Source organism: Streptomyces aurantiacus (genome assembly GCF_001418335.1).
Lineage (GTDB): Bacteria > Actinomycetota > Actinomycetes > Streptomycetales > Streptomycetaceae > Streptomyces > Streptomyces aurantiacus.
Genome location: NZ_LIPP01000032.1, coordinates 87,034 through 113,435 on the forward strand (window position 1 = coordinate 87,034; position 26,402 = coordinate 113,435).

At 70.5% G+C, this 26,402-nt stretch carries 23 protein-coding genes and 1 pseudogene; 8 read left to right on the forward strand and 16 right to left on the reverse strand.

Features of this window, described 5'->3' with window-relative positions:
• Window positions 1–2: 2 nt before the first annotated feature.
• Together AOK01_RS04835 and AOK01_RS04840 are read right to left on the reverse strand one after the other, a co-directional pair.
• Window positions 3–953, reverse strand: a complete 951-nt coding sequence (locus tag AOK01_RS04835) for an NAD-dependent epimerase/dehydratase family protein (RefSeq protein ID WP_055508749.1) — start codon at window positions 951–953, stop codon at window positions 3–5.
• On the reverse strand, window positions 947–2,140 hold the full coding sequence (locus AOK01_RS04840) for a nucleotide disphospho-sugar-binding domain-containing protein (RefSeq protein WP_055508751.1): 1,194 nt from the start codon (window positions 2,138–2,140) through the stop codon (window positions 947–949). Before AOK01_RS04840 ends, AOK01_RS04835 begins: the two co-directional genes overlap by 7 nt.
• Before the next feature lie 249 nt (window positions 2,141–2,389).
• Here AOK01_RS04840 and AOK01_RS04845 point away from each other — a divergent pair, with 249 nt between their 5' ends.
• From AOK01_RS04845 to AOK01_RS04855, 3 genes are read left to right on the forward strand one after another with little or no spacing between them, the layout of a single operon-like run.
• Window positions 2,390–3,322 carry an ATP-binding cassette domain-containing protein gene (locus AOK01_RS04845; protein WP_055508753.1) on the forward strand — a complete coding sequence of 311 codons (933 nt, stop codon included), beginning with the start codon at window positions 2,390–2,392 and terminating at the stop codon, window positions 3,320–3,322.
• Window positions 3,319–4,125, forward strand: a complete 807-nt coding sequence (locus tag AOK01_RS04850; RefSeq protein ID WP_055508755.1) for an ABC transporter permease — start codon at window positions 3,319–3,321, stop codon at window positions 4,123–4,125. The genes AOK01_RS04845 and AOK01_RS04850 overlap by 4 nt, the downstream gene beginning before the upstream one ends.
• Before the next feature lie 12 nt (window positions 4,126–4,137).
• On the forward strand, window positions 4,138–5,286 hold the full coding sequence (locus AOK01_RS04855; protein ID WP_055508757.1) for a nucleotide disphospho-sugar-binding domain-containing protein: 1,149 nt from the start codon (window positions 4,138–4,140) through the stop codon (window positions 5,284–5,286).
• On the opposite strand, the gene AOK01_RS04860 is transcribed toward AOK01_RS04855, so the two are convergent.
• The 4 genes from AOK01_RS04860 to AOK01_RS43345 form a co-directional block, all read right to left on the reverse strand.
• Window positions 5,252–8,518, reverse strand: a complete 3,267-nt coding sequence (locus tag AOK01_RS04860) for an AfsR/SARP family transcriptional regulator (protein ID WP_055508759.1) — start codon at window positions 8,516–8,518, stop codon at window positions 5,252–5,254. The genes AOK01_RS04855 and AOK01_RS04860 overlap by 35 nt on opposite strands.
• A 101-nt stretch (window positions 8,519–8,619) precedes the next feature.
• A complete protein-coding gene (locus tag AOK01_RS04865) occupies window positions 8,620–9,852 on the reverse strand; it encodes a class I SAM-dependent methyltransferase (RefSeq protein WP_055508761.1) in 1,233 nt (410 codons plus the stop codon).
• Window positions 9,853–10,045: 193 nt separating this feature from the next.
• The gene (locus AOK01_RS04870) at window positions 10,046–11,602 is read right to left on the reverse strand and encodes a multicopper oxidase family protein (RefSeq protein ID WP_055508764.1); all 1,557 of its coding nucleotides are present in this window, start codon (window positions 11,600–11,602) and stop codon (window positions 10,046–10,048) included.
• Window positions 11,599–12,048: a hypothetical protein gene (locus tag AOK01_RS43345; RefSeq protein ID WP_157871183.1), complete on the reverse strand. Its 450-nt coding sequence runs from the start codon at window positions 12,046–12,048 to the stop codon at window positions 11,599–11,601. The genes AOK01_RS04870 and AOK01_RS43345 overlap by 4 nt, the downstream gene beginning before the upstream one ends.
• 126 nt (window positions 12,049–12,174) lie before the next feature.
• Here AOK01_RS43345 and AOK01_RS04880 point away from each other — a divergent pair, with 126 nt between their 5' ends.
• From AOK01_RS04880 to AOK01_RS04890, 3 genes are all read left to right on the forward strand, one after another.
• Window positions 12,175–13,107, forward strand: coding sequence for an alpha/beta fold hydrolase (locus AOK01_RS04880; protein WP_157871184.1), 933 nt, complete (start codon window positions 12,175–12,177; stop codon window positions 13,105–13,107).
• Window positions 13,104–13,757: a TetR/AcrR family transcriptional regulator C-terminal domain-containing protein gene (locus tag AOK01_RS04885; RefSeq protein ID WP_055508771.1), complete on the forward strand. Its 654-nt coding sequence runs from the start codon at window positions 13,104–13,106 to the stop codon at window positions 13,755–13,757. Before AOK01_RS04880 ends, AOK01_RS04885 begins: the two co-directional genes overlap by 4 nt.
• A gap of 144 nt (window positions 13,758–13,901) precedes the next feature.
• Window positions 13,902–14,810, forward strand: coding sequence for a helix-turn-helix domain-containing protein (locus AOK01_RS04890; protein ID WP_055508773.1), 909 nt, complete (start codon window positions 13,902–13,904; stop codon window positions 14,808–14,810).
• Between the two features lie 41 nt (window positions 14,811–14,851).
• Here AOK01_RS04890 and AOK01_RS04895 read toward each other — a convergent pair whose 3' ends face one another.
• The 4 genes and pseudogenes from AOK01_RS04895 to AOK01_RS04905 form a co-directional block, all read right to left on the reverse strand.
• Complete coding sequence (locus AOK01_RS04895) at window positions 14,852–15,667, reverse strand: SAM-dependent methyltransferase (protein ID WP_055508775.1); 816 nt, start codon at window positions 15,665–15,667, stop codon at window positions 14,852–14,854.
• A gap of 74 nt (window positions 15,668–15,741) precedes the next feature.
• Window positions 15,742–15,930, reverse strand: coding sequence for a hypothetical protein (locus AOK01_RS46405; protein WP_245702089.1), 189 nt, complete (start codon window positions 15,928–15,930; stop codon window positions 15,742–15,744).
• Window positions 15,931–15,971: 41 nt separating this feature from the next.
• Window positions 15,972–16,196, reverse strand: a pseudogene (locus AOK01_RS46410) (aldo/keto reductase); the annotation flags it as partial.
• A 105-nt stretch (window positions 16,197–16,301) separates the two neighbouring features.
• Window positions 16,302–16,724, reverse strand: coding sequence for a VOC family protein (locus AOK01_RS04905; protein WP_055508779.1), 423 nt, complete (start codon window positions 16,722–16,724; stop codon window positions 16,302–16,304).
• Window positions 16,725–16,969: 245 nt separating this feature from the next.
• On the opposite strand from AOK01_RS04905, the gene AOK01_RS04910 reads away from it, so the two are divergent.
• Window positions 16,970–17,416: an Rrf2 family transcriptional regulator gene (locus AOK01_RS04910; protein WP_055508781.1), complete on the forward strand. Its 447-nt coding sequence runs from the start codon at window positions 16,970–16,972 to the stop codon at window positions 17,414–17,416.
• An 87-nt stretch (window positions 17,417–17,503) separates the two neighbouring features.
• Window positions 17,504–18,034 carry a DUF4396 domain-containing protein gene (locus AOK01_RS04915; protein ID WP_055508850.1) on the forward strand — a complete coding sequence of 177 codons (531 nt, stop codon included), beginning with the start codon at window positions 17,504–17,506 and terminating at the stop codon, window positions 18,032–18,034.
• 349 nt (window positions 18,035–18,383) lie between these two features.
• Here AOK01_RS04915 and AOK01_RS04920 read toward each other — a convergent pair whose 3' ends face one another.
• The 6 genes from AOK01_RS04920 to AOK01_RS04945 all read right to left on the reverse strand — a co-directional run bounded on the left by AOK01_RS04920 (window position 18,384) and on the right by AOK01_RS04945 (window position 26,342).
• Window positions 18,384–20,276: a PD40 domain-containing protein gene (locus AOK01_RS04920; RefSeq protein WP_213862052.1), complete on the reverse strand. Its 1,893-nt coding sequence runs from the start codon at window positions 20,274–20,276 to the stop codon at window positions 18,384–18,386.
• 490 nt (window positions 20,277–20,766) lie between these two features.
• A complete protein-coding gene (locus tag AOK01_RS04925) occupies window positions 20,767–22,008 on the reverse strand; it encodes a lactonase family protein (RefSeq protein ID WP_079103161.1) in 1,242 nt (413 codons plus the stop codon).
• A gap of 71 nt (window positions 22,009–22,079) precedes the next feature.
• Window positions 22,080–22,946 (reverse strand): ABC transporter permease, encoded by an 867-nt coding sequence (locus AOK01_RS04930; protein WP_055508783.1) that lies wholly within the window; start codon window positions 22,944–22,946, stop codon window positions 22,080–22,082.
• A gap of 32 nt (window positions 22,947–22,978) precedes the next feature.
• Window positions 22,979–24,016, reverse strand: coding sequence for an ABC transporter substrate-binding protein (locus AOK01_RS04935; protein ID WP_055508785.1), 1,038 nt, complete (start codon window positions 24,014–24,016; stop codon window positions 22,979–22,981).
• 14 nt (window positions 24,017–24,030) lie between these two features.
• Window positions 24,031–25,623, reverse strand: a complete 1,593-nt coding sequence (locus AOK01_RS04940; protein ID WP_055508787.1) for a carboxylesterase/lipase family protein — start codon at window positions 25,621–25,623, stop codon at window positions 24,031–24,033.
• Between the two features lie 26 nt (window positions 25,624–25,649).
• A complete protein-coding gene (locus AOK01_RS04945) occupies window positions 25,650–26,342 on the reverse strand; it encodes a GntR family transcriptional regulator (protein WP_079103162.1) in 693 nt (230 codons plus the stop codon).
• Between the last annotated feature and the right edge of the window lie 60 nt (window positions 26,343–26,402).

Consider the following 26,402-nt stretch of genomic DNA (forward strand, 5'->3'; position numbering starts at 1 on the left):
GCTCAGTCAGACCCTTCCTCGACATTGATGGTGGCCTCGCTCCACATGGCCCGGACGGTCGAGGCCAAGCCGTGCCGGGGGCGCCAGCCGAGCAGCCGCTCGGCGAGCCCGGTGTCCACGGCGAGCCATCCGACCCCGGCACTGCGCCCGGTCGAGGTGTCATCCTCGACGATCGTCGCGGGCACGCCGCTCGCGGAGACCAGCAGGTCCACCAGCCGGCGTACGCTCACCGCCGTGCCGCTGCCGATGTTGACGGTCCGCCCGACAACCGGGGCGGTCGCGGCAGCGGTCACGGCGGCCGCGAGGTCTCGGCAGTCCACGAAGTCGCGCTCCGCGGTCAGCGGCGCCAGCCGGATCACCGCGGGCTCGCCGCGCACGGCGGCGTCGCGCAGTTCCGCGACGGTCCGGCCCAGCAGACTGGAGGACGGCAGTCCGGGCCCGGCGCAACTCGTCGCGCGCAGCACCACCCCGTCCAGCAGGCCCGCCCGGGTGGCGTCGAGAACGATCTCGCTGCCGCGCAGCTTGCTCCTGCCGTAGGCGGTGGACGGGTTCGACGGAGCGTCCTCGGTCAGCTTCCTCCCCGGCGTGGGCATCGCGTACTCGAACACCGAGCCGAGCTGCACCATACGAACGCGGTGCGGCACCTTGGCCACCGCGTCTCGCAGCCGCTCCACGAGCCACACGTTGGACTCCTCCAGCGCTTGCCCGTCGTACCCCCAGACCGCTCCGGCGGCGTTCACCAGAACGGTCGTACCGTGTTCGACGAAAAGGTCACCCACGGTGGCCGGCTCCGCGTCGATCACGTCGATCCGCGCGGAGGGTACGCCGGGCGCGGGCCGGCGGGCGAGCGACAGGACGCGGGCACCGCGGGCCTGGAAGGCCGCGCAGATGTGCCGCCCGAGGAAGCCGCTCCCACCGACGACGACGACGTGCACGGCGTCGGGCCTCACCACTGCGCGAGCTCGTCCGCCAAGGCGCTCGGCGACGGCAGCCCCGCCGTCTCCGAGCGCACCCGCCCTGCGGCCTCGCGGTAGGCGTCGGGCGCCTCAAGCATGTCGGTGGCCGTCTTCAGCAGCAGTTCGCTGCTGTCGAGCCGGTCGAGCATCGCCCCCGCGCCGGCCCGGACGATGCCGTGGCCGATCTCCGTGCAGATCGGGGACGGCGGCACGACGAGCTGCGGTACGCCGAGCACGGCCGCGGTGAGAGCCGTGCCCGCGCCGCCGTGGTGGACCACGAGGTCACAGGTCGGCAGCAGCATGCGGAAGGGCACATCACGGGCGATCCGCACATTGGCCGGCAGCTCTTCCTCGTCGACCGGGCCTGCGGGCGCCAGGACGATCTCGGCGTTCGTGGCGGCCAGCGACCGCAGGGTCAGTGTGAGGACGTCGGGTCCGCCGGGATCGCGGTAGCGCGCTCCGGCGACCCCGGCGGTCACGCACACCCGTCGGGGCCGGCCCCGCTCGTGGAGCCAGCCGGGGTGACGGCCCGATCCGTTGTACGGCACGCACCGCACGGGCAGCCGCCGCACGGGGGGTCCGTCCGGAGGTCGCACGGACGGCGGGCACGGATCGACCCAGCCGACCGGATCGGTGACCTCGTCGGCGTACCGCTCGAAGAGTTCGCGATAGGCGGGCAGCGGTTCCGCGTCCCGGTCCCCTGTCGGTGGGTGCAGCGTGCTGCCGACCTCCCAGCCGTGGCCGACGGCGGGCACCTTGAGCACGGCGGCAAGCACGGGTCCGGCCATCGCGAGCACGTCGTGGACGACGAGGTCCGGGCGCCACCAGCGGCCGAAGGCGATCAGATCGCCGAGCATCAGCTCCGCGACGGCGCACTGCTTCTCGTACAGGGCGCGGATCACCCGGCGCCGGTCGGGGTCCAGCAGATCGAGGTGTGCCGACCATCCCCTGGGCCAGCGGGCCGGGCGGCCCCAGGCCGCGAGCTCCGGCGGCCTGGGCACCGCGGCGAGGGCCGCCTGGTCGCCGACGCTCACGGCGCACAGTCCTGCTCGGACGACGGCGGCCTGGCAGGACGGGGGTCCTGCGATCCGGACCTCGTGGCCCGCGGCCTGGAACGCCCAGGCGAGCGGGATCATCGGGAACAAGTGCCCCGGTGCCGCCCAGGTCGTGAACAGCACGCGCATACGTGTCACCTCGCCCGGAGCCTGCGGCGCCCGGTCGGCGCCTGATGTCCCGCCAAGCTTCGTCGGCGGGGCTCAAGCGGGGCTGGAACGTCGGTCCAGGACCGGCCCGCACACTCGGCCCCCGGATGCGTGTCAGCGCGCTGTCAGTGGCGTGCCAGTGGCTGTTCCTAGCATCCGACCGATCCCTCCGGGGCCGGGACGTCCCAGGACCGGGACGTCCGGTTCGGGAGGAGAGAGAAGGGAAATCCTGTGACCTCCGCGATCCAGGCTCATGGCCTGGCAAAACGCTTCGGTGAGACGGCCGCGCTCACCTCCGTGGACCTCGACGTCGAGGCGGGGACCGTGCTGGGGCTGCTCGGGCCCAACGGCGCGGGCAAGACCACGGTCGTCCGTATCCTCGCCACGCTTCTGCGGCCCGACGCCGGGCAGGCCTTCGTCCACGGTCACGACGTGGTCAGGTCCCCCGACCGGGTACGCGAGGTCATCGGCCTCACGGGCCAGTTCGCCGCCGTCGACGACAGTCTCACCGGCGTCGAGAACCTGCTCTTCCTGGGCCGGCTGCTCGGCAGGTCCCGCGCGGACTCCCGCGGTACGGCGCTGAACCTGCTCGGGCGGTTCGGTCTCTCCGACGCGGCCGACCGCCCCGCCAAGACGTACTCGGGCGGCATGCGCAGGCGCCTCGACCTCGCGGCCTGTCTGGTCGGCGAGCCACAGGTGATCTTCCTGGACGAGCCGACGACGGGTCTCGACCCCAACGCGCGCGACCAGTTGTGGGAGATCATCCGCGGGGAGGTGCGCCGGGGCGTGACCGTCCTGCTCACCACGCAGTACCTGGAGGAGGCGGACCGGCTCGCCGACGACATCGTGGTCATCGACCACGGCTCCGTCGTGGCTCAAGGCACCCCGCAGACGCTGAAGCGTGAGGTCGGCCGGCCCACCCTGCAGGTCCGTCCGCTGGACGGCGCGGAGTTGGCGCGCGTGGCCGCGCTGGTGACCGAGGTGATCGGCGAGCACACGATCGACGGCCGGCTGGTCAAGGCGCGCGTGCGGGACACGGCGGCTCTGTCCACGGTCGTACGACGTCTCGACGAGGCCGGGATCGAGGTCGCCGAACTCTCCATCAGGGAACCGAGTCTCGACGAGGTCTTCAAGCAGCTCACAGTGACGGGAGCACCGGTATGACGGCCATCGCCGAGCCCGCAGCAAGGTCTGCCCGCCGCCGGGGCCCGGCCGCGGCGGTGCGGCAGAGCGCCACGGTCGCCTGGCGCCAGCTCGTGCAGATCAAGCACAGTCCGGAGACGCTGGTGGAGGTCGGCATCCAGCCCGTCATCTTCGTCTTCCTCTTCGCCTACGTGCTCGCGGGGCAGATGGCGGGCTCACGCCACGCGTATCTGCAGTTCGTGGTCCCCGGGCTGATCGTGCAGAGCACCGTCCTGGTCACCGCGCGCACCGCGATCGGGATGAACACCGATGTGGCCAAAGGACTGTTCGACCGCTTCCGCAGTCTGCCGATCTCCCGTACGGCACCGCTGATCGGCCGGATCCTCGCGGACTACGTCATGCTCGTGTGGTCGGTGGTGCTGTTGCTCGCTTGCGGGATGCTGCTGAGTTTCCGGATCGAGACGAGCTGGAACCGGCTGATTCCGATGTTCCTGCTCCTCCTGGTGTTCTCCTTCGCGCTGTCGTGGGCCTCGGTGCTGGCCGGGCTGCTCGCCAAGGACCCGGAGAACGTGCAGGCTCTCGCCTTCGGCCTGATGCTGCCGCTGACCTTCATCAGCGATGCCTTCGTGCGGGTGGAGACCATGCCGGGTTGGCTCCAGGCGGTCGTCAAGGTCAATCCGGTGTCCATGCTGGCCGATTCGATCCGCGGTCTCCTGGTCGGCGGACCCGTGGCGGAACCGGTGACCAGGACGCTGATCGCCTCTGCGGTCCTGTTCGTGGTCTTCGCCCCGCTGGCCCTGCGCGCCTATCACCGTGAGCGGTAAGGGAGTTCAGGTATGAGAGTGCTCATCGTCGCACTGGTGCCGAGCCATCTGATGTCCATGGTCCCGGTCGCCTGGGCCCTTCGGGCGGCCGGGCACGAGGTCCTGGTCGCCGGTGGTGCTCCGGTGGTGGAGCGCGCCGCGGCTGCCGGACTCTCGGGAGCCGCCGTGAGCGAACCTCCGGGCAGGCGGGTGCGGAGGTCGGCGGCGCCCTCGGGGCTCGCCGGTACGGGGCCGGACTGGACGCTCCTTCAGGAACGCTGGCGGCAGCGTGTGGACGGCGTCCTGGACGAACACCTGGCCGTCGCCCGCAACTGGCGGCCCGATCTGCTCCTCGTGGACCCGATCGAGTTCAGCGGTCTGATCGTGGCGGCGGCGCTGCGTGTCCCGGCGGTGCTGCACCGCTGGGGGCCGGACCGCATCAGTTCCCAGTCCGTTCCACGAGCCATCGAGGCGCTTGCCGGGGTGGCGGCCCGGCGCGGCGTCGAAGAGGGCCCGGCGCTGCCCTCGCTGGTGCTGGACCCGTGCCCGCCGACTCTGCAGTGCCCGGAGGCGTCGGCCTCCCAGCCGATACGGTTCGTGCCGTTCAACGGGGCGGGTTCGCCGCCCGACTGGGCGGCCCGGCCGCGCACCGGCCGCCGGCTCTGCGTCTCCTTCGGCGGTGAGACGTCGATGCTGACCCGGCCCGTCGTCTGGGAGTCCCTGATGCGTGAACTGGCGGCCGTACGTGACCTGGAGTCGGTCGTCACGGCCGTTCCGCGGGACGCGGCCGGCCTGCCCGCCGCCGTTCGCGTCCCGGGCCCGGTGCCGCTGGACCTGTTCCTCGGGGGCTGCGACGCGCTCCTGCACCACGGCGGCGCCGGAACCGCCCTGACGGGTCTCGCGTTCGGGGTGCCGCAGCTGATCGTCGCCCAGCCCAACCCTTCGTGGGCGGCGGTCGGCGAGCGGGTTGCCGCGCGCGGCGCCGGTGTCGTACTCGATCCGGACATCGCCCTGCGCGAGGAATCCCCGAGTGGGCTGCGGGTGGCGCTGGAGGAGGTGCTGTCCTCTCCCGGTCACCGGTCGGCCGCCGAGTCGCTGGCCGAGGAGATGTCCCGGCTGCCGGCGCCGAGCGCGGTGGTACCCCTGCTCACGGAACTGGCGGCAGCACCGGTCGGGCGCTGAGGCCCACGACCAGCGGCTCGATCCCGTCGAGGGCCACGGGTCTCGCGGCCTCGTACCGGTCGTCGCCCAGGGCCGCCCGGGTCGTTCGGGCGATCCGGCGGACGTCCGGGTCGGCGTCGAGCCGCTGGCCCCGGACGGCGGCCGCGGTCCGCAGGAGGACGGCGGCGGACTCGGGCTCGGCCCGGGCGAGTGCGATGTCCGCGGCGAGGACGAGCACACGGGCGGTGAGCTGGGCCTCGTCGACCTGCCGGGCGAGTTCCAGTGCGGTCGTGCAGGCTTCCAGCGCGGCGGGAAGCCGGCCTTCGGCGACCGCCAGGTGCCCCCGGCTGGTGAGAACGGCCGGGCGGTAGCCGATTCCCGTCCCGTGCGCCGTGACCTCGGCGAGGGCCCGGTCAAGCACTCGGCGGGCCTCGACGAGGCTGCCGCCGGTGCGGTGCAGGTCACCCAGCGCGAGATAGGCGACGCCCAGGACCTCACCGAGGCCGAGCCGGGAGGCCTCCGCGGCGGCTTCCACCAGACCGGCCTCCGCCGGGCCCATCTCCGCCGGGCCGAGCTCCGCCGGATCTGCCTCGGCCCGGTCCGAGGCGACGGCACGGGCGTGTTCGACCGCGAGCCGGACCATGAGCATCGGCCGGTCCTCGGCGACACCCAGCTCGGTCACGGCGCGCAGCGCCTCCTCGATCGCGCCGATCGCGGCCACGTGGTCGCCCCGGGCACTCTCCGCCTCGGCGAGCGCGGAGAGCGTGTACGTCAGCCCGAGGCGCTCGCCGATGGTGCGGAACCCGTCGAGCGCGCCACGCAGTTCGTCCCGCGCGGCGTGCGGCTGCCCGGCGTTGGCGAGCATCCGGGCACCGAGCATCCGGGCGAAGGAAGCGATCCACGGGTCACGATGGCCGTTGAGGGCGCGCAGTTGTTCCCGTACGAGCTCCGGCGCCCCGGAGGCGAGCGGGCCGAGGACCGCGGCAAGCACCAGAACGGGGTGGTCCGCCCCTTCCCGGTTCCGCTCGTTGAGGTCCTGGATCAGCGCCAGCGCCTCGAAAAGGTGCCCGACACCTTCCTGCTGCCCGAGCAGTGCCCCGCCCCGCAGTCCCCCGACGGCACAGACGATCGCCCGTTCGACGGGCCGGGTCCCGCAGGGCACGGCGAGTGCGCGACGTGTCCACTCCATGCTTTCGGCGCGGCGTCCGCTCAGCAGCCAGAACCACTCCAGCGAGGCGACGAGTCGCAGCGCGAGTTCCGGTGGCGCGGCGTCCACGGACCAGCGCAGGGCCGCGTGGAAGTCGTCCAACAGCCCGGTCAGCGCGGCGAGTTCGGTGCCCTGTCCGATGCGGCGCAGCTTCGGTTCGGCGCTCTCGGCGATCGACAGCAGCGTCCGGGCGTGGCGAAGCCGCAGCGCCGTCTCGTCGCCCGCCGCGGCGAGCTGTTCGGCGGCGTACAGCCGTACGGTCTCGGGCATGCGGTAGCCGATCCGCCCGTCCGCCTCCGCCGTCTCCTCGGTCTGCACGACGGACTTGGCGACCAGGGCGGAGAGCAGCGGGTCGAGGTCGGCGGCGTCGAGTCCTTCTCCGGCACACACCCGCTCGATCAGCGTGAGGTCGACGCGGCCCACGAAGACCGCGAGCCGACGGGCCAGTGTGCGCTCGGCGTCGTCCAGCAGGTCCCAGGTCCAGTCCATGACGGCCCGCAGAGTGCGCTGTCGGACGTCGGTGGTGGCTCCCTCGGATCCCAGCAGCCGGAATCGGTCGTCGAGCCGGTCGCGGATCTGCCCGACGGACAAGGACAGCAGCCGGGCGGCGGCGAGTTCCAGGGCCAGCGGCTGCCCGTCGAGCGCCCGGCAGATCGCGACGACCGGTTCCACGGTGCGCTCGTCCAGCGCGAACGCGGGGCGTACGGCGGTGGCGCGGTCGGCGAAGAGCCGTACCGCGGGGCTGTCGGCGGCGTCGGCGGTCCGCCGGGGCAGCGCGAGCCCGTGGAGGTGGTGCAGCCGCTCGCCGCTGACGCCGAGCGGCTGCCGGCTCGTGGCGAGGACACGCAGGTCGGGGCACTGGGCGAGCAGCGCGGTGGCTGTCTCGCTGACGGCGCCGACGACGTGTTCGCAGTTGTCGAGGACGAGCAGCGCCCGTTCCTCGGCGAGCAGACCGGTCAGCCGACGCAGCACGGCGCCCCGAACGGTCTCGAATCCCGGTGCGGAAAGCAGTCCGGCCTCTCCGGCTCCCGTGGCGTCCAGGATCGCGCGGGGCACGTTCACCGGATCGGTGACGGTCGCGAGTTCGGCCAGGAAGACGTGGTGGCCGGTGCCGGATTCGCCGATACGGCGGGCCGACTCCAGGGCCACCCGGGTCTTGCCGACGCCACCGGGACCGGCCACGGTGACCAGCCGGGCACGCCCGAGCAGCTCCTGGATCCGCTCGACATCGGCCTCCCGGCCGACGAGTTCGGTGAGCGGCACGGGCAGGCGCCGCCCGGGCACGGTCCTTCGGGGCTTCGGAGGCGGCCGGTCGCCGCGCAGGACGTCCAGGTAGGCCTGGTGGAGTTCCGCGGAGGGGTCGATCCCGTAGGCCTCGACCAGCTGGGTCCTCGCGTCCTCGTAGACGGCGAGCGCCTCGGTCCGCCGGCCCGCCGCGTGCAACGCGCGCATCAGCTGGACCCGTGACGTCTCGCGGAGCGGGTCCTCGGAGACCAGGCCCGCGAGTTCGGCGACGAGTCCGGCGGCGCCGCCCCGCGCGAGGTCCGCGTCGATCCGCTCCTCCCGCGCCCGTCTGCGCAGCTCTTCGAGCCGCGTCGCGTGGGCGCGTACGACCCCGGTGGTGGTCAGTCCGGCCAGGGCCGGACCGCGCCACAGGGCCAGTGCGTCGCGCAGCAGGGCCGCGCGCCGCTCCGGGTCGCCCCGCACCGCGCCGACGGCCGAGACGAGCGATTCGAAGCGGAGCGCGTCGACGTCGTCCCGCCGCACGAGGAGCCGGTAGCCGGTCGGGCTCGACTCGACGGCAAGGCCCGGAAGGGTCCGCCGCAGCCGGGAGACCAGTGCCTGGAGCGCGTTGTCCGGGGCGGACGGCAGGTCGTCGTCCCACAGTGCTTCGAGGAGGTCGGAGCGGGCCACCTCCCGGCCCGCGGCCAGCGCGAGGACCGCGACGAGCGTCTGCAGCCGGGCTCCGCGCACCTCGGCGGCAGCGCCGTCCGTGGCCCGTATCCGCAGCGGTCCGAGGACGCTGACGACCGCACCGGCTGACATGCGTTCATTGTGCCGCAGGAACCTCGCGCCGGCCCCGGTCGCCGATCACCTCCGTGCGAGGAGCCACCGGACAATCAGGCATCAGGAGGTGTCAGGAGGTGTCAGACGACGCTGAGTTCCGGCAGCGGGAAGACGAGCTTGCCACCGCCGTCCCGGTACGCCTGTTCCCGCTCGACGAATCCGTCGCGATAGATCCAGGGCAGCACGAGCAACTGGTCGGGGCGGCGTGACTTGGCCTCGGCCTCGGTGACGACGGGGATACCGGTGCCGGGTGTGAAGCAGCCGTCCTTGTCCTTGTTGACCTCACCGATGCACGGCAGGTCCCGTTCGGTGATCCCGCAGTACTGCAGGATCACGTTGCCCTTCGTGGACGCGCCGTATCCGACGGTCAGCTTTCCCGCCGCGCGGGAGGTGTCGAGGAAGTCCCGCAGTCCGTCGCGGTATCGGGCGGCCCGCCGTGCGAAGGCCTCGAAGGGCGCCATGGTGTCCAGGCCGAGTGCGGACTCGCGGGCGCGGATGGCGGCGACGCCCGCCTCGTCGACGTGGTGGCGTGTGCCCTTCTTGGCGAGGACGACGCAGAGGCTGCCGCCGTACACCTCGTTCAGCTCCGCGCGGAGGACGGTGAGTCCGGCGCGTTCGGCCATCCACTCGATCTGGCGCAGGGCGTAGTACTCAAGGTGTTCGTGGCACACGACGTCATAGGCGGTGGCTTCGAGCATCGCCGGCAGGTAGCTCTGTTCCAGCAGCCACACTCCGTCGTCGTCGAGGATGTCGTGGACGTCCCGCATGAACTCCAGGGGCCGCGGCAGGTCGTAGAACATGGCGATGGACGTGACGACCCTGGCCTTGCGCCGGCCGAAGTGACCGGTGAACACGTCACGGGAGAAGAACTCCGGGATCAGCGTGACGTGTTCGGGGTAGTACTCGCGGAAGTTGTCACCCGTCGGGTCGATGCCGACCAGGGTGGGCCCGTCGCTCGGGTAGGCGCGCAGCAGGGTGGAGTCGTTGCTGCCGATGTCCAGGACGAGGTCGCCCGGGCCCGGGCCGACGAGTTCGGTGAGCAGGGCGGCCCTGCCGCCCAGGTGCCGGATCATGAACTCGCCGAGGCCGGACCGGTATCCGTAGCCCTCGCCGTACATCAGCCCGAAGTCGGCGGTGTGCCGCAGCTGGGCGAGGCCGCAGCCGTCCGGGGAGCACCGGACGAGTTCGAGAGGGACGGTGGGGACAGCCTCGTCGCGGGTGCGCGGAAAGACGCCGGTGAGGGCCTGCGCGCCGAGGTCGAGTATCGGCAGCAGCGTGCGGTTGCCGCAGACGCGGCACTCTTTGATGGTCATCGCCTCTCCAGACGGTGGGTGATCACGACGGCCGCCGCGGGCCCGTGGCTCTTCCTCGACCGCCCGGTGCGGCCGGCGGCGGACAGCCTGCGCTCGGAGCGGCACGCCGAACGTATGCGCGCCGCCATGAACGGGCCTGGAGCACTGCTCGACTGCCGCTCGGCGCGCACCTCGCGTCCCGGGCGGGTCCCGGTCAGCGGACCTCGAAGTTGCCCATCATCATCATGTCCTCGTGCTCCAGGTTGTGACAGTGGAAGACGTACTTGCCGCGGTGGCCGTCGAACCGCGTGATGATCCGGGCCTGTTCCGTGGGCCGCAGGTCCAGGGTGTCCTTCCAGCCGTGGTCGAAGCGTCCTGGTTTCTTCGTGCCGCGTCCCAGCACCTGGAAGTGCACCAGGTGCAGATGGATCGGATGGTGGAAGTCCGCGTAGAGGTTCCAGATCTCGGTGTCGCCGAGGCGGGGCGCGGCGTGGATGTGGTCGACGGAGAACGGCTCGCCGTTGATGGTCCAGCCGTGCCGGTCGCCGATGGCCTCGGACCGGAAGACCATGTCCCGTTCCCTGACGGCTCGTCCGGCGTCCAGGGGCTCGATCACCGAGAGTTCGGACGGCACGTGGCTCTCGTCCTTGGCTCTGCGGGCGATACGGAACTCCATGACCTGGCGCGTCGGTCCCTCGCCGAAGTCGTTGACCAGCCGGACCCGCTGGCCGACGCGGTAGCGGGAGAAGTCCACGACGACCTCCTGGCGCTCGGCCGAGGCAAGGTCGACGTACGGGTGGGTGAGCGGCCTGGCCAGCAGGCCGCCGTCCGAGGCCACCTGGACCAGGGGCTCGTCCACGCCGTCCGGGGCCGGGTCCAGGCGCAGCCGGTAGCGGCGGGCGTTGGAGGCGTTGAGCAGCCTCAGCCGGTGGCGTACGGCGTCGACTTCCCTGTACGGCCAAGCGGTTCCGTTGACGAGGATCACGTCGCCGAGGACGCCCGCCTCGTAGGGGGTCGTGACGCCGGGGGTGGCGGTCAGGTCTGCGTCGACGCTGGGGTAGCGCAACCCGCCGTCCTGGTCGAAGGACCGGTCCATGATGACCAGGGGCAGGTCGCGGTCGCCGTCCGGGAACGGCAGGGCCCGCTCCTCGTCGTCGGTGATCAGGTGCAGCCCGGCGAGGCCGCGCCAGACGCTCGGCCCGGTGAAGTCCATCCGGTGGTCGTGGTACCAGAGGGTGGCGGCGCGCTGGTCGGTGTCGTACGTGTAGCTGCGGGTGCCACGGCTGAGGTCGCCGTCGCCGTGGTGCGGGCCGTGGTGAGCACCGCTCGTCGGCAGGATCTGGTCGGTCGGGTAGCCGTCGTGCCGGGGCGCGTTGTGGCCGCCGTGCAGGTGGACGACGGTGGGCACGGGCAGTTCGTTGCGGTGGCGCACGACGGTTCTCCGGCCGCGCCGGGTGACCAGGGTCGGGCCGGGGAGAATGCCGTCGTATCCCCAGATGGGGGTGCGCACTCCGTCGATGATCTCGGCGGTCGACCGGCGCTGGGTGATGTCGTAGGTGTCCGTGCCGCCGGTGGTACTGGTCGGCCTCAGCACGGGCGGTACGGTCAGCGGCTTCCGGAAGGCCTCGGGCAGCGGGACCTCGCTGGTCAGCAGGGTGCCGGTGGAGTCCGTGCCGCGGAAGGCGAAGCCGAGCACGCCGCCCCCGCCGACGGCCAGCGCGGCGGCGCCGGTGCCCAGAAGGACGGAGCGCCGCGAGAGGCGACCGCTCATGAGGAGGCCCCTGTGCCGGCGGGCTCGCCGGCGCGTCCGACCCGTAGGGCGACCACGAAGGCACCCGCGATCACCGCGACGCCGAGCGGAATGTGCAGGGACAGCAGCCGGGCGGCGCCCGCGCTGTTCAGCACCTGGGCGGCCCCGAACAGCCCGAGGGCCGACAGGAACGGCCACATCCGTCCCTTGCCACGCCACCGCAGCAGGGCGGCCGGGACGAGCGCGCAGACCAGGAGTACGTCGGTGAACGTCGCGCCGTACTGATGCCACCGCAGGGCGTCGTAGCTGCCCGACATGAACTGGCCGGCCAGGACCGCCTGCCCGAAACAGGCCGCGGCGACGGTGTACATCAGCACCGCGTACACGCGCCCGTACAACCGCCTCCTGCGGGCCCCCGTTGCCGGCGCCGACGGCACAGTCTTCCCGTCCGCCGCTTCCGCACTCATGACTGGAATTCCCCCGCTCACGAAGTAGCCGAACTACATCGTAGACTAAATGAAAACTACGCCGTAGACAGATATAGAGACAGAGTCAGAGTCAGGCCATGGGCCTCAAGCGAAATGAGAAGTCGGATGAGCGAGCACGAGCCGCCTCGTGGACGAGCGGTGGCCGCGAGGACGGGCACCGTGCTGGTCTCCCGCGCGCGACTGCACACGGAGCGGCTCGGGCAGGGCCCCGCGCTGGTACTCATCTCGGGTGGCGGCGGTGACGCCGGGATGTACGAGGACGTCGTACCGCTGCTCGCCGAGCGGTTCACGGTGATCACCTTCGACCGGCGCGGCAACTCGCGCAGCCCGCTCGCCGACCCGGCGGCGCCCGTGGCCGTGGCCCGGCAGGCGGACGACGTGATCGCGATCCTGGACCACTACGGCATCGAGCGGGCGTACGTCTTCGGCAACAGCGGGGGCGCCATCATCACGCTGGAACTGCTGGCGCACCACGCCGGACGGCTGCTCGGCGCGGTCGTCCACGAGCCACCGCTCATCCAGGTGCTGCCCTGCGACAGCCCGGAGCGCAAGGCCCTTGAGGACATCGAACGGCTCGGCCGGGAGAAGGGCCCGTTGCGTGCGTCGGCCGCTTTCGGCGCGATGACGCTGTCGCGGCCACCGCGGATGTTCGTGTCCCCGCGGGGGCAGGCCGTGATCGCCGCGGCGTCCCGCGTGCTGTTGGCCGCGGGCGGACCCGTGCGCCGGGCGACCGGACGCGAGCCCGACACGATGACGCGGATGCTCGGGAACTCCGCTCTGCTCATCGAGCGGGAACTGCCCGACTTCTGCTTCGCGTACCAGCCCGACCTGGAGGCGTTGCGACACGTCGACGTCCCCTGGTGCCTGGCCACGGGCCGGGACAGTCAAGGGCGCCCCTACCACCGGCCCGCTCACGTCCTGAGCGGCCTGCTCGGCGTAGCATGCGAGGAGTTCCCCGGCGGCCATACGGTCTACCAGCAGCTTCCGGCGGAATTCACCCAGCGGCTGACCACGATTCTGGACGCACTCCCGTCATGACGACCGACAAGAACACCGCGGGGGGCAGTCGGCCGTCCCCCGCTGCCAGACCGACGCTGAACCGGACGTACATCGCCGCGGCGGCACTGGCGCTCATCGACGCCAACGGCCTGGGCAAGTTCTCGATGCGCAAGCTCGGTTCGGGTCTCGGGGTCGATCCCATGGCGGTGTACCGCCACTTCAGGGACCAGGAGGAACTCTTCGACGGTGTCGCCGAGGCGCTCTTCGACGAACTCGACATGGAGTCGCTGCCCTGGGACTCCACCTGGCGCGACGTCACCGAGCAGTACTGCCTGCGGCTGCGGGACACCCTGCTCGCCCATCCGCAGGCCGTCTCGGTCTTCGCGACCCGACCGGTGCGCTCCCGCGCGTCCATCGACACGGGGGTACGGCTCATCGAGCTGCTCCGGGCCGCGGGCTTCTCTCCGGCGCACGCCCTGCAGATCGCCCGCTGCCTGCGCGAGTTCACCATCGGCCACGCCCAGAGCCTCGCGGTGGTGCGGCTCGGTTCGCGGAGCCGCAGCAGGAAGCCGTCGCCCGACTCGGCCGCGTACAACATCCTCGCCCGGGCGGCGGACGACACGGAGATCGACGAGCACTTCGGCATCGGCCTCACGGCCATGCTGGACGGATTCGAGCGGCTGGCCTGACCCGGGCGCGCCTGGCCCCGGACTTCGGCCGGTGGGACCGGAGGTGCTCATCCGGAGGCGCTCAGGAAGAACACCGGCCGCCTTATGATGACGTGGCACAGTATTCGGATGCGCAGAGTTGCGTTCACCGCAGGGAGAATGCCCATGGGCACCGCAGAGGCCGACCATTCACTGTCCGACAGCGGGATTCAGGCCGGCCGGTCGGCCGGTCCTGTGGTGCCGCGTCTGATATTGGGCGCACGGCTGCGCGTACTGCGGGAGGAGAAGGGGATCTCCCGCGAGACCGCGGGGCATGTCATCCGCGCCTCCCGGTCCAAGATCAGCCGACTGGAGGCCGGCCGCCACGGGTTCAAACCGCGTGACGTGGCCGACCTGCTCACGCTCTACGAAGTCACGGACGACGCCGAGCGCGCCACCTTGCTGACGCTGGCCGAAGAGACCAACGCCTCCGCCTGGTGGCGGTACTACGGCGACGTGGTGCCCGCCTGGATGCACATCTACCTCGGGGCCGAACAGGCGGCGGATGTCGTCCGCTGCTTCGAGGTCCAACGCGTTCCCGGCCTCCTGCAGACCCCCGCCTACGCGCGCGCCTCCATCCTGCTCGCCCACCCGGACGCCAAACCGAACGAACTCGACCGACGCGTCAGACTGCGGATGACGCGTCAGCTGATCCTGCACCGGCAGCCGACGGCCGCCCAGCTCTGGGCCGTGATCGACGAGGCGGCGCTGCGTCGCCCGGTGGGCGGCTCCGACACGATGCGCGCCCAGCTCAGGCATCTCATCAAGATCAGCAGGCTCCCGCAGGTCAGCGTCCAGATCATCCCGTTCGACGCCGGCGGCTACGCGGCCGAAGGCGGCCCGTTCACCATCCTGCGCCTGCCCGGTGGTCAGCTGCCCGACGTGGTCCACCTCGAACAGCTCGCCACCGCCCTCTATCCCGGCAAGCCGGCCGAGATCGAGCGCTACCGCCATGCCATGGACCAGCTGGTCCTCGCAGCCGATGCACCCGAGGAGACACCCACGATCCTCCACCGCATCCTCCAGGAAACCTGATCCCGGAAAGCTGATCCCGGCCGGGGGGTGCGCCGGCGGCCTCAGCGCTTGAGGGCGACACCGCCGTACTGGTGCACCTCGGCGGGCAGCCCCAGGGCCTCGGTGTCGGGACGCCAGCGCGAGCACGACGCCACACCCGGTTCGAGCAGCTCCAGACCGTCGAAGTAACCCTCGATCCGCTCGGGGCTGCGAAGGATGTACGGGATCGAGCCACCCTCGTTGTACTGCTGGATGGCCTCGACGTAGGCCTCACTGGTGTCGGTGCTGTCGTACTGCACGAGGTAACTGCCGGGCGGCAGCGCGTCCACCAGTTGCCGCACGATGGCGCGTGCCTGGTCGTAGTCCTCGATGTGGCCCAGGATGCCCATCAGCATGAGAGCGACCGGCCGGTCGAAGTCCAGCGTCTTCGCGGCTTCCCGCACGATCGCACTCGGCTCGCGCAGGTCGGCGTCGACGTAGTTGGTGACACCTTCCGGTGTGCTGGTGAGCAGCGCGCGGGCGTGCGCCAGCACCAGCGGATCGTTGTCGACGTAGACGATCCGGCTCTCGGGGGCCACCCGTTGGGCGATCTGATGGGTGTTGTCCACGTTGGGCAGTCCGGTGCCGATGTCCAGGAACTGCCGGATGCCCTCTTCGGCGGCCAGATGGCGAACGGCGCGGGCGAGGAAGTACCGGGCGGCACGCGCGCCGGTCTCGATACCTGGGAAGGTGGCGCGGAACGCGTCGCCGGCCTGCCGGTCGACCTCGTAGTTGTCCTTCCCGCCCAGCCAGTAGTTCCAGATCCGGGCCGACTGCGGTACGGAGGTGTCGATCTTGGAGATCGTCTCCGGCCCGGAGTTCTCTGCCTCATCAGTCATGGACGCTCCTGTGCGTACGTAGTGGGAGAAACGCGAAACCGTCGAACACCGGTCGTGGGCGCCCACGTTATTCCTCACGCCCCGGCTCGGGCACGTCTGCCGCGCCCAACCTGCCCCCGTCGGCCACCCGTTGGCTTGATTAGAGTGGTGCCGGCGCCCCTGAGGAGGTCCTCCAGTTGGTCCATGGTGCGGGGTCCGATGATGGCGGAGGTGACGTCCGGGTGGGCGGTGGCGAAGGCCACGGCCAGGTGGGTGAGGGGCATGCCGGCCTGTTCGGCGACGGGCAGGAGTTGTTCGACGGCGCCGAGCTTGCGCTGCGGTTGGGGCCCTCGCCCATCGGCCCGTTGAACTTGGTGGCCAGCACCACCTCGTCGCGGCGCCCCTTGAGGGCTTTGCCGACGATCTCTTCGGTCTCGCTGTAGCCGTACACGTCGGCGGTGTCGACGAGGTTGACGCCCGCGCCCAACGCCCGGTGGATCATGCGCCCGCAGTCGTCGTGGTCCGGGTTGCCCATCCTGCCGAACATCATGGTGCAAACGTCTTCTCTACACGTTCTGCGTGTTCTGCACGCGGTCCGGGCCGACGCGTGGCTGCGGCGGCGGCCCGGACGCGGGTCCGATGTCAGGCGGCCGGATCAGCCGTTGTACGGGGCGGTGACGTCCAGGACCCAGGTCACGCCGAACCGGTCGGTGAGCATGCCGTAGAGCGGCGCCCACTGCGCCGGCTCCAGCGGCCGCACGACCGTCGAGCCCTCGGCGAGCTTGTGCCACAAGGCGCTGATCTCATCGGCGGCGTCACCGCGCACGGAGACGAAGAACGGGTTCTGGCCCTGGTTCCAGGGCAGTTGCGAGGGCACGTCGTAGGCCATGATGTGGAAGCCGTTGTCCGCGACCACCTCGCCCCACATCACCCAGTCCACCTCGTTCTCGTTCTGTACGTTGCCGGCGTCCTTGTAGGTGACGGCGACGGTGCGTCCGCCGAAGACCCACTGATAGAAGTCCAGCGCCTCGCGCGCGGCACCCCGGAAGTTCAGATGGGTGGTGGTCGTGACAGACATGTCTGCTCCTTGCCTTCGATTCGACGAATGAGCGCCGCTGCAACGAACCTCGCGCCCGGCGCGGCCCCGGGACCTGGTGCGATGTCCCTCGGCGGCTCGGAAACCAACTTTCCACGGGTAGCGGCCAGGAAATGTCCTCTACTGCGCCGGAACGAGAGCCTGAACGAGAGATCACCGACTGCGATCAGAGCGACTGCGGTCGAGTAAACGTAGCCATGGCGGCTACGGAAGGGCAGGATGGTGGCATGGCCCGGTCCACCAACACCCAGTTCGCCGTCGCCGTGCACGTACTGACCTACTTGGCCGGCGTCACCGAGGGCCGCACCGTCAGCTCGGAGGAACTCTCCAAGAGTGCCAACGTCAATCCCGTCTACGTACGCCGCGTACTAGGACCGCTGCGCGGTGCGCGGCTGGTCCGATCACGTTCAGGCGTCCACGGAGGATGGGAACTGACGGCCGACCCCGCGGACATCACGCTCGAACAGGTCTGGCTGCTGCTCCAGGGCGACACTCCGGTACTGGGCCTGCACGGCCCCGACCCTGCCTGCGCGACGGGCCGCAGCGTGCAGAAGACCCTGACCGCGCTCGACCGAACGGTCGCCGACGCGGTGGCGACCGCGCTCGGACGGTTCACCGTGCGCGACGCCTTGGCGGGCGTAACGGAACCGGCACACCCGCTCGACACCGACTGACCGCCACCCGGAGTCGTCCCACCCGCTCCGTTGTGGGTACGCGGCAGGGAACAGTCGCACACCGGAACGGGACACGGGATGACCGACATGGAACACAGTCCGCACCACACCGGCACCGCCCAGGGCCATGAGCACGGCCGCCCCGATGACCATCACGACGACCATCACGAGCACCCGCACGGCGGTGCGTCCTGGTCCATGGCCGTGCAGGCGACGCTGCACTGTCTGACCGGCTGTGCCATCGGCGAGATCCTCGGCATGGTGATCGGCACCGCCCTGATGTGGGGCAACGTGCCCACCATGATCCTGGCCATCGCGCTGGCGTTCCTGTTCGGCTACTCCTTCACCCTGTTCGCGGTGGTCCGGGCCGGCCTCAACCTCAAGGCGGCATTCAAGGTGGCCCTGGCCGCCGACACCGTCTCGATCGCCGTCATGGAACTCGTCGACAACGGCATCGTCGCCGTCGTCCCGGGTGCCATGGACGCCCACCTGTCCGAGGGACTGTTCTGGGCGACCCTGCTGGGCGGACTCGCCATCGCCTTCGTGATCACCACCCCGGTCAACAAGTGGATGATCGGCCGCGGCAAGGGACACGCCGTCGTCCACGCCTACCACTGACCGGCGCCGCGCCCGGTCCGCTGCCCGGCCACGCGGCATAGGCGAACACATTTTCCAGGGTCCGCGGCCGAATGCCGGGCCGGTCGGGGACGGCGCACCCACGGATGGCAGCGCGGACCTGTTTGCTCTTCACGCACCGGGCAACTCGCGAGGCGGTCTCCATGTCCCCGCACTCACCGACGAAGATCGGTCGCAAGTCTGCCCATTGGAGTCGGGAGCACCGCCCGGGCGACGATGTCCACGGTGTCGCCACATCACACCGCTCGTTCGGCAGACCCGCTCCCCGGTGCCGCACCGTCCACCGTCCACCCGTGCCGGCACCCTGGGCGTTCCACCTCAGCCACTCAGGTCATTGGGACAGAACATCCTGTGTGAGGAAGAGCGGCATCGAGTCCTCCCACTGGCTGTCGGTCAGCATCTGTTTGCCGGAACCGTCCGCGTTCATGCTGAAGATCTGGCCGTAGGGCTGGAACGTGTCGTCGTACAGCGCCGCTTCTTCCCGGAAGCCGTACATACCGCTGCTGTACAGAATTCGGCCGTCGTAGTTCCAGACGGCGTGACCGTCGTTGGCGCCGCTGCTCGTCAGGACCTTCAGGCCGCTTCCGTCAGGTTTGACGGTGCATACGTCGAAGTTGGTGGAGCTCGTCCTCCGGGTGAAGAGGATGAGCTTGCCGTCCCGGGACCAGTCGGGCAGGTTGTCGGACTCGGTGGTGAGGACGGTCGTCGCGCCGGTCTTGAGGTCGAGGATGCGCAGGCCCATTTCCTGGCCCCACACGCGGTAGACGATCCGGTTGCCGTCCTGCGAATAGCTCGGGAAGCCCGCGTTGCCCGTGCCGTCCGTGAGCACCTGGTGCGAGGAACCGTCGCTGGGCACCCGCACCAGTACGGCGCTGCTCGTCGCCCGTGTCTGGAACCAGCCGCCCACGCCGAACGCGATCCATTTGCCGTCGTGCGACCAGGCGGGCCGGAACGCGCCGGCCAGCCCCTTGGCGACCATCGCCGGGTCAAGGCCCGAGGTCGAGCTGTCGAATACGACCCTCTGGTCCGAACCGTCCGCGCGCATGGTGACGATCGAGGAGTTGCCGAGCTGCTTGTCGGTGATCGCGAGGCGCCCGTCCTTGGACAGCGCGGGGAACACGTCGCAGAAGCGGTAGTCCCAGTCCGCGTTCCAGCTGTGGAGCGGAGCGTCGAGTGCGCGCGTCGTGTGGTCGAGCTTCTCGTAGATCACCGATTCCCCGTCCGGCGACCAGACCGGAGAGCGCAGCGCCCGCTTGACGGACGGCCGCGTGCCCGAGACATAGGCCAGCCCTTCGTCGGCTCCACCCTTGACGAGGTAACCGATCTCCGTCGCGCCCACATACTGGGGTGCCACCTTCAGGTGGGGGCCGGAGGTGTGCTCGACGCGCGCGCCGGTAGCCACGTCGACCGAGACGATCTGGGACTCCACGGTCCCGATGGCCTCCGGGCGGTGCGCGCCCCAGGTTCCTTCGACGGATATCTCGTAGAAGACGATCCGGGAACCGTCGAGCGACCACTTCGGTGAGCCGAGGCAGTATCCGTCCCGGGTCGCGACCTGGCGGAAGCCCGTGCCGTTCGGCCGGATGATGTAGACGCTCAGCTCCTGTGTGTGCTCCCAGCCGGTGCCGTTGCCGTGCCCGCGCCAGGTGGTGTTGCGGTCGCTGGAGAAGGCGATCCACCGGCTGTCGGGCGACCAGGCGGGCCGGAAGTGGCCGTCCGGGCTCGCGGGGTCGCCGGCGAGCGCCGCGGTGCCTGTCAGGTTGGTCAGTTTCTTCGTGGTGAGGTCGATCAACCAGATCCGTGTTCTGTGGTCTCCGCTCGTGGTGACGAAGGCCGCCTTCGTGCCGTCGGGCGACGGCACGGCCCAGTCGTTCATCGCCGAGTTGACCACCAGGGGCTGAACGCCCGAACCATCTGTTCCGACCCGGTAGAGGCAGGAGTTGCCGTCGCCCGTCCGTTCCGACGTGAAGAACACCGAGGCGCCGTCGGCGGAGAAGGTCGCGTGGTAGTCGAACGCCGCGTTCTGCAGCAGCGCGCGTTCGTCGGAGCCGTCGGCGTTCGCGAGGTACAGGGCGGACGAGGAGGGGCCGATACGGTTCATCAGCATCACCCCCTTCTTGCCTGAGGCCGCCGCGGCCACGGCGAACGGCCTGGGCAGCAGCGCGGCGCCGGCGACGCCCGCGCCGGCTGCGAGAAGTGCTCGACGCTTCATGTCGGGTGACATCGCTGTCTGGGTCCTTTCATCGGCGACGGACGTACGACCGCTCCGGAGAACCACCGCGCGCTACGGGATCGTCGGCCCCAGGAGGAGTGGGAGCCCTGCCGGCTGCGGCTCAGTTCGGCTTTCAGGGAGACGCTCGGTTCGCGGATCACATACGTCCACCGTATGGATTGTCGAACAAGTTGGGCGTGACCGTAACACCGGGGAAATCCGCCCACAAGAGATCCTGCAAAAACGCGGCGCACACAGCGATGCCTCGCTGCGGATTGCCACTTCTTGTCAGACAATCGAACCGAGCGGAACCGGGTGTTCGAGGCATGCGAGGGAGGGCGACGGCCGAGAGCTCGGGTGACGGGGCCGTCCTGGCGAGACTGCGTACCGTCACGATGTGGCTGTCGGACTCACCATGCTCGCTCTGCCGCTGTCCTCCAAGCGGCGCGACCTCACCGGGGCCGGCCGGGGGTGACCGGTCCGGCCCGGCAGAGTCACGTGTTCAGGAGCGGGTGGCACCTGCCGTACCGTGCGAAGAGCGGACACTGATGCAGTCGGGGTTGGGGACGGCTACGGAGGTACCGGTGTCCGTGAGGCGCCCGGATCGCGGGTCCACACGGAAGAGGTCGACCGTACTGCTGGCCTCGTTCGCGACGAACAGCCATCGCCCCCCGGGGTGCAGGGTGAAGCTCCACGGGGTGACGCCGCCGCAGGGCAGGCGCTGCGCCTCGGTGAGCAGGCCGGTCCCGGGGTCGACCGAGAAGACGACCAGCGCGTTGTCACCGCGGTTCGAGGTGTAGACGTGGCGGCCGTCGTGGCTGACGGCCAGTTCGGCGGCGCTCGTGGTGCCGGTGTGGCCCGGCGCGTTCGTCGTCAGGAGCTGGCGTGGCGTCAGCGTGCCCGCCCTCGGGTCCCACCGCAGGACCTGGATGTCCGCGGTCAGCTCGTTCAGCAGGTAGACCGTACGCCCGCTCGGATGGAAAGCCAGCCGCCGAGGGCCCGATCCGGCTGCTGTCGCGTACGCCCGGGGTTCCTCCGGGGTGCCGGCGGACATCCGGTGCGTCGCCCGGTCGTAGTCGTGGATGAACACCCGGTCGGCGCCGAAGTCCGCGATCAGAGCGAATCCACGGCTCGGGTCGACGACGACGTGGTGCGGGTGCGGCCCCGTCTGTCGCGGATGAGGGCCGGACCCGGTGCCGTGGACCCGGGAGGCGACCGCTCCGAGCCCGCCCTGCCTGCCGACCGGCACCGTCACGGCGGAGCCGGTCGAGAAGTCGGCGACCAGCAGCGTGTCCGCGTCCTCGTTCAAGCCGATGTACGACAGTCCGCCGTCGGCGCCGGGGGCCACCTGTGTCTCGACCTCGCCGGTCTGCCGGAGGCTCCCCGAGGCGTCGTCGATGTGGAAGACGCGGATGGTGCCACCCTGCTGGCCGGCCGCGACGTAGAGGACCGGTCGGGTCGGGTGGACCGCGACCCAGTTCGAACTGACCTCGGCCATGGACCCGAGGGGCGTCATGGTGCCGTGGACGGGGTCGAACCGTACGGCGTGCACCTGGCTCCGGCCCCAGGTGCCGAGGTAGAGCAGGTCGTTGGACCGGGCCGGCGCGGCGTGAGCCGACGTCGCGGCGAACAGGGGCACCGCTGCCGCGGTCGACGCGGTGACGGCTGCCAGCACGGTCCTGCGGGTAGGTGTCCTGGGTGACGGTGGCCCATCACCCACGGCGGCGTACGGCGGTTCGTTCATCGAGGGCACTGTCCTCTCTTCCGGTCTTCCGGTCTTCCGGTCTTCCGGTCTTCCGGCCGGGCGGTCGTGGTTCATTTCTTGGGCTGGGGCCGACGGCGGGCCGCGAGGCCGAGCCGCTTCAGGGCGTACGAGTCCAGGGCGGTCAGCACACCGTTGAGGCTGAGTGTCAGTGCCACCAGGACGATGAGGCCGGCGAACTCGGAGGCCGCGTCGAGGTTCTGGGCCGCTGTGAACAGCTCGTGCCCCACGCCCTCGGAGGAGGCGATGAACTCACCGCCGATGACGCCGAGGATCGCCAGGGGTCCGCCCGTCTTGAGGGCGGCGAAGAACGGGGCGGCGAGCGTCGGTATCGTCACATAGCCCAGGACGTGGTGCCTGCGCCCGCCCATCACCTGGACGACCTCGACGAGTTCGCGTTCCCGCAGCCGCAGTCCCAGATAGATGTTGTAGAAGACGACGAAGGCGACACCGGTCATGGCAATCGTGATCTTCGACCAGGGTCCGATGCCGAAGAACAGCAGGAACAGCGGGGCAAGTGCGATCTTCGGGATGCCGTTGACGGCTGCGACCAGCGGTTCGAGCACCCGCCCCAGGAGCGGGAAGGAGCCCAGGAACAAGCCCATCACCGTGCCGGCGGCGACGCCGAGACCGAAGCCGGCCAGCACCTCGACGGCGGTCACCTTGATGTCGTTCCACCCGGCGGCGGAGCCGAGCATCGTGGTGAGCGCGTCATACACCTCCGTGGGTTTGCTGACCGCGTACTCGGGGACGACAGGGCCGCTCATCACCTGCCACAGAAGCAGGGCGGCGACGATCACCAGCATGCGCAGCGCGATGACGGAGGGCGTGCTCTGCCAGCCGGCGTGCGCCTTCCTGGCGGGCCGTCCCGCCGCGGCGGGCTCGGGCTTGGTCACGGTCTTGTCGGTGACCGTTGTCATGGTCTGCTCCTTTCCGTCCGGCGTCGGCCCTGTCACGGCAGGTACTTGTTGGTCCAGTTGTCGGAGGACACGCTGGCGTCCGGCACCGCGCCGATGCCGTCCTTCACGAAGGCGACGGTCTTCTTCCATCCGGCGGCGTCCTGCTCGGCGGTCTCGGGCCAGTCCACCTGCTTGACGGATTCGCTCAGCACGTCGTCCGGAATGCCCGGCAGGCTCGCGCGCGCCGCGGCCAGGACGGCCTTGTCGTCGGCGGCGTGGGTGTCGAGATAGGTGGTGGCCTGCTGTACGGCGGTGGCGAATCCCTTCACCGTGGCGGAATTGCCTTTCGCATAGCTCTCCTTCACGACCACGACCTGGCCGTATCCCGCCTGCTCGTAGGCCCACTCGGGCACCTTGCTCGGGTCGGCCACCACGATGCCGTCACCCTCGTGCTGAACCTGCAGCGGAATCGGCTCTGAGGTGATGAACCAGTCGACCTCGCCCTTGGTGAGGGCAGCCTTGTCGGCGGCCGGGCTCGGCAGTGAGACCCACTTCAGCTTGCCCGGGTCGACACCGTGGGCCTTGAGGAAAATTCCCGCCTCGGCCTTGGTGTTGGCGGAGCTGGCGCCGGCCGTCGAGTCGGCCAGGGCCTTGGCGACCTGGGCCGCCGGGGTCTCGGCGGTCAGGCCGTGCTTCTTCGCGAACTCGGTGCTGACGGCGATGCCGAGTGGGTTGCCTCCTCCGTTCGTGGCGACCGACAGCTCCGGGAGGCCCTTGGAAAGGCCGGCCAGATAGCTGGTCGGGCTGGAGTTGAGGAACTGCACAGAATTCGACTGCAGAGCCGAGGTGCCGGTGGCGGCGGTCAGCGTCACATACTTGATCTTGATGTTCTGCTTGTCGAAGTAGCCGTTCTCCTCCGCCAGGCGGATCGACATGTCGAAGACGTTGCCGCTCACGCCCACCGAGACAGTGGTCTTGCCGTCCGAGCCGACCGACGTCGAGCCGTCGCCACTACAGCCGGTCAGGCATGCGGCACCGCTCAACAGGGTGACAGCCAGGACCAGGTACGGGCGGTTCATGCGGTGGTTCATGGGAACTCCTTTGTTCACCAGGCTTGCTGAGTACTGAAGAAGCGGATCCAGAAATCGGTGCGGGCCGGGTCCGAGACGGGGATCGTCCGGAAGTGCGCGCCGATCTCCATGACGGCGGCGGCATCCGGCGAGAAGGCCGGCCAGCTCGGCAGGCCGTTGCCGTTGGGGTCGCCGGTGGCGACGAAGTTGGTCCAGTACGCGGAGACGGTCCGCGCGATGGTGTGGTCCTCCTCGGTCCACGCCCCGGTGCCTCCGACGGGGTTGCGGAAGACGTAGTCGATCTCCGACCCGTGGCCGGCCCGTCTCGGGCCGCCGTCCCGCGCCGGGGTGCGGTGGGTCCAGAAGTAGGTGTGCAACGTGCCGGTGGCGTGGCGGGACCAGTCCTCGCCCCACAAGCAGGTCGAGATGCGGGAGTTGTCGCGTACCGCGCGGCTGCTCGCCCGTGCCGCCTCGTCGTCCGTGGCGGCCGGGTACAGCCGCAGGAACTCCTCCGCGAGCGTGCCGAACTTCCTGTGTGCGGCGGTGACGTGCTGCTCAAGGGTCAGGTTGACCGCGGGCGAGCCCGGCCGGACGGTCCTGCGCCCGCCGCGCAGGGCCGAGACCATGGTCTCCGGTACCGCACCGCTCTCGTCGAGGTTGTTGCCGGTGAGGTAGTCGACGTCGTTCTGCAGGCCCTTGGCGTACGTCTCGTCGTAGCCGGCGGGCAGCGCCCAGCCGTCGAGGACAGGACGGAACAGCGGCGGTGATGTGAGGCCTCCGGTGTCGACGTTCGTGTCGACCGGATGGTTGCCGTCGATCAGCTTCCGCCAGTGCAGGGACCGTAGGTGATGGGCCGTACTCGCGCCGTGCGCCCGTGCGTAGCGGTCACCGGCGGTCTCGGCGTCGGCGGGCAGGCGGTAGGAGGTGGACAGATGGCGGAGTTCGGGATCACGTGCGTGCCGGGCGTGGCTCTGCGCGATCGCACGGTGGAACAGGCCCTCGGCGAGCGGGGACATGGCCAGGAAGTTGACCATGCCGGCGCCCGCGGACTGGCCCGCGATGGTGACGCGGTCCGGGTCGCCGCCGAAGTGCGCGATGTTGTCCCGCACCCAGCGCAGGGCGGCGACACAGTCGAGCAGCCCGTAGTTTCCGGAGGACCGGTGTACCGGCTCGTCGCTCAGCTCGGGTGTGGCCAGGAAACCGAAGGCACCCAGGCGGTAGTTGAAGGTGACCACGGTGAGGCCGTCGCGGGCAAGGTTCTCACCGTCGTAGCGTGGGTTCGCCCCGGTGCCCTCGCGGAAGCCGCCACCGTAGATCCAGACGAGGACCGGGCGCCGCTCCTCACGGTGGGCCGCGCCCGTCCAGATGTTGAGGCTCAGGCAGTCCTCGCTCATGGGCGCGTCGACGCCGGTCGCGGCCGCCTCGGTCGGTGACTGCGGGCACATGGGGCCGAACCGGTCGGCCGGCCGGGTCCCCTCCCAGGCCGGTGGCGGCTGCGGCGACCGCCAGCGCAGGTCGCCGACGGGCGGGGCGGCGTAGGGGATGCCTCGGAAGGCGGTGACGGTGCGGTCCCGGCAGAGGATGCCTTCGACGGGTCCCGCTTCGGTGAGCGCGGTGGGGCGGCCCATGTGGTCCTTTCCGCCCCGGCCGCCCGTCAGCTGCCGGGCGGGTGTGGGGTCTTGTCGAGCAGCAACGCCCGGCGGGCGGAGCCGACGTGATGGCGCATCGCCGCGTTCGCCGCGTCGGGGTTGCGGGTGACGATGGCGAGGAAGATGGTCTGGTGTTCCTCGAACGACCCCGTCCGCGGGTGCTGCGCGGAGAGGTTGCGGTACTGGCGCATCACCAGTGGGTAGAGCAGCGTGTCGTAGGCGCGGGCCAGGGTCGTCTGGTGCGAGGCCTGCTTGATCTGCTGGTGGAAGCTGCGGTTGCCGCGCGAGTAGGCGTCCTGATCGCCACGGGACTGCGCCTCCTCCATCTCCTGAAGGGTGGTGCGCAGTTCTTCGACCTCCTGGGCCGTGGCCCGTTCCGCCGCCTTGCCCGCGAGCGCGGCCTCCAGAATTTCGCGGGCCTCCAGGATGTCCGCAGCCTCCTCGACGGAGAAGCTCCTGGTGCGCACCCCGCGGTTGACCTCGCCGGTGACGTAGCCCTCCTGCGTCAGCCGCGCCAGCGCGGTGCGCATGGTGCTCCGCGACACGTCGAACATCCGCGTCAGGTCCGCCTCGGTCAGCCGCGTGTCGGGTGCGATGCTCCCCGACAGCAGCAGGGAGCGCAGTCCCTCGTAGGCATGGCTGTAGCGGGTGCCAGGTGTTTTCGTCCCGGGTTCGGCACCAATGCTTTCGCTGTCCACCTCGACCGCCTCTGCCTTCCGTGAAAATGAGAACCGAGGCGGGAACAGTAGCTGACGTCA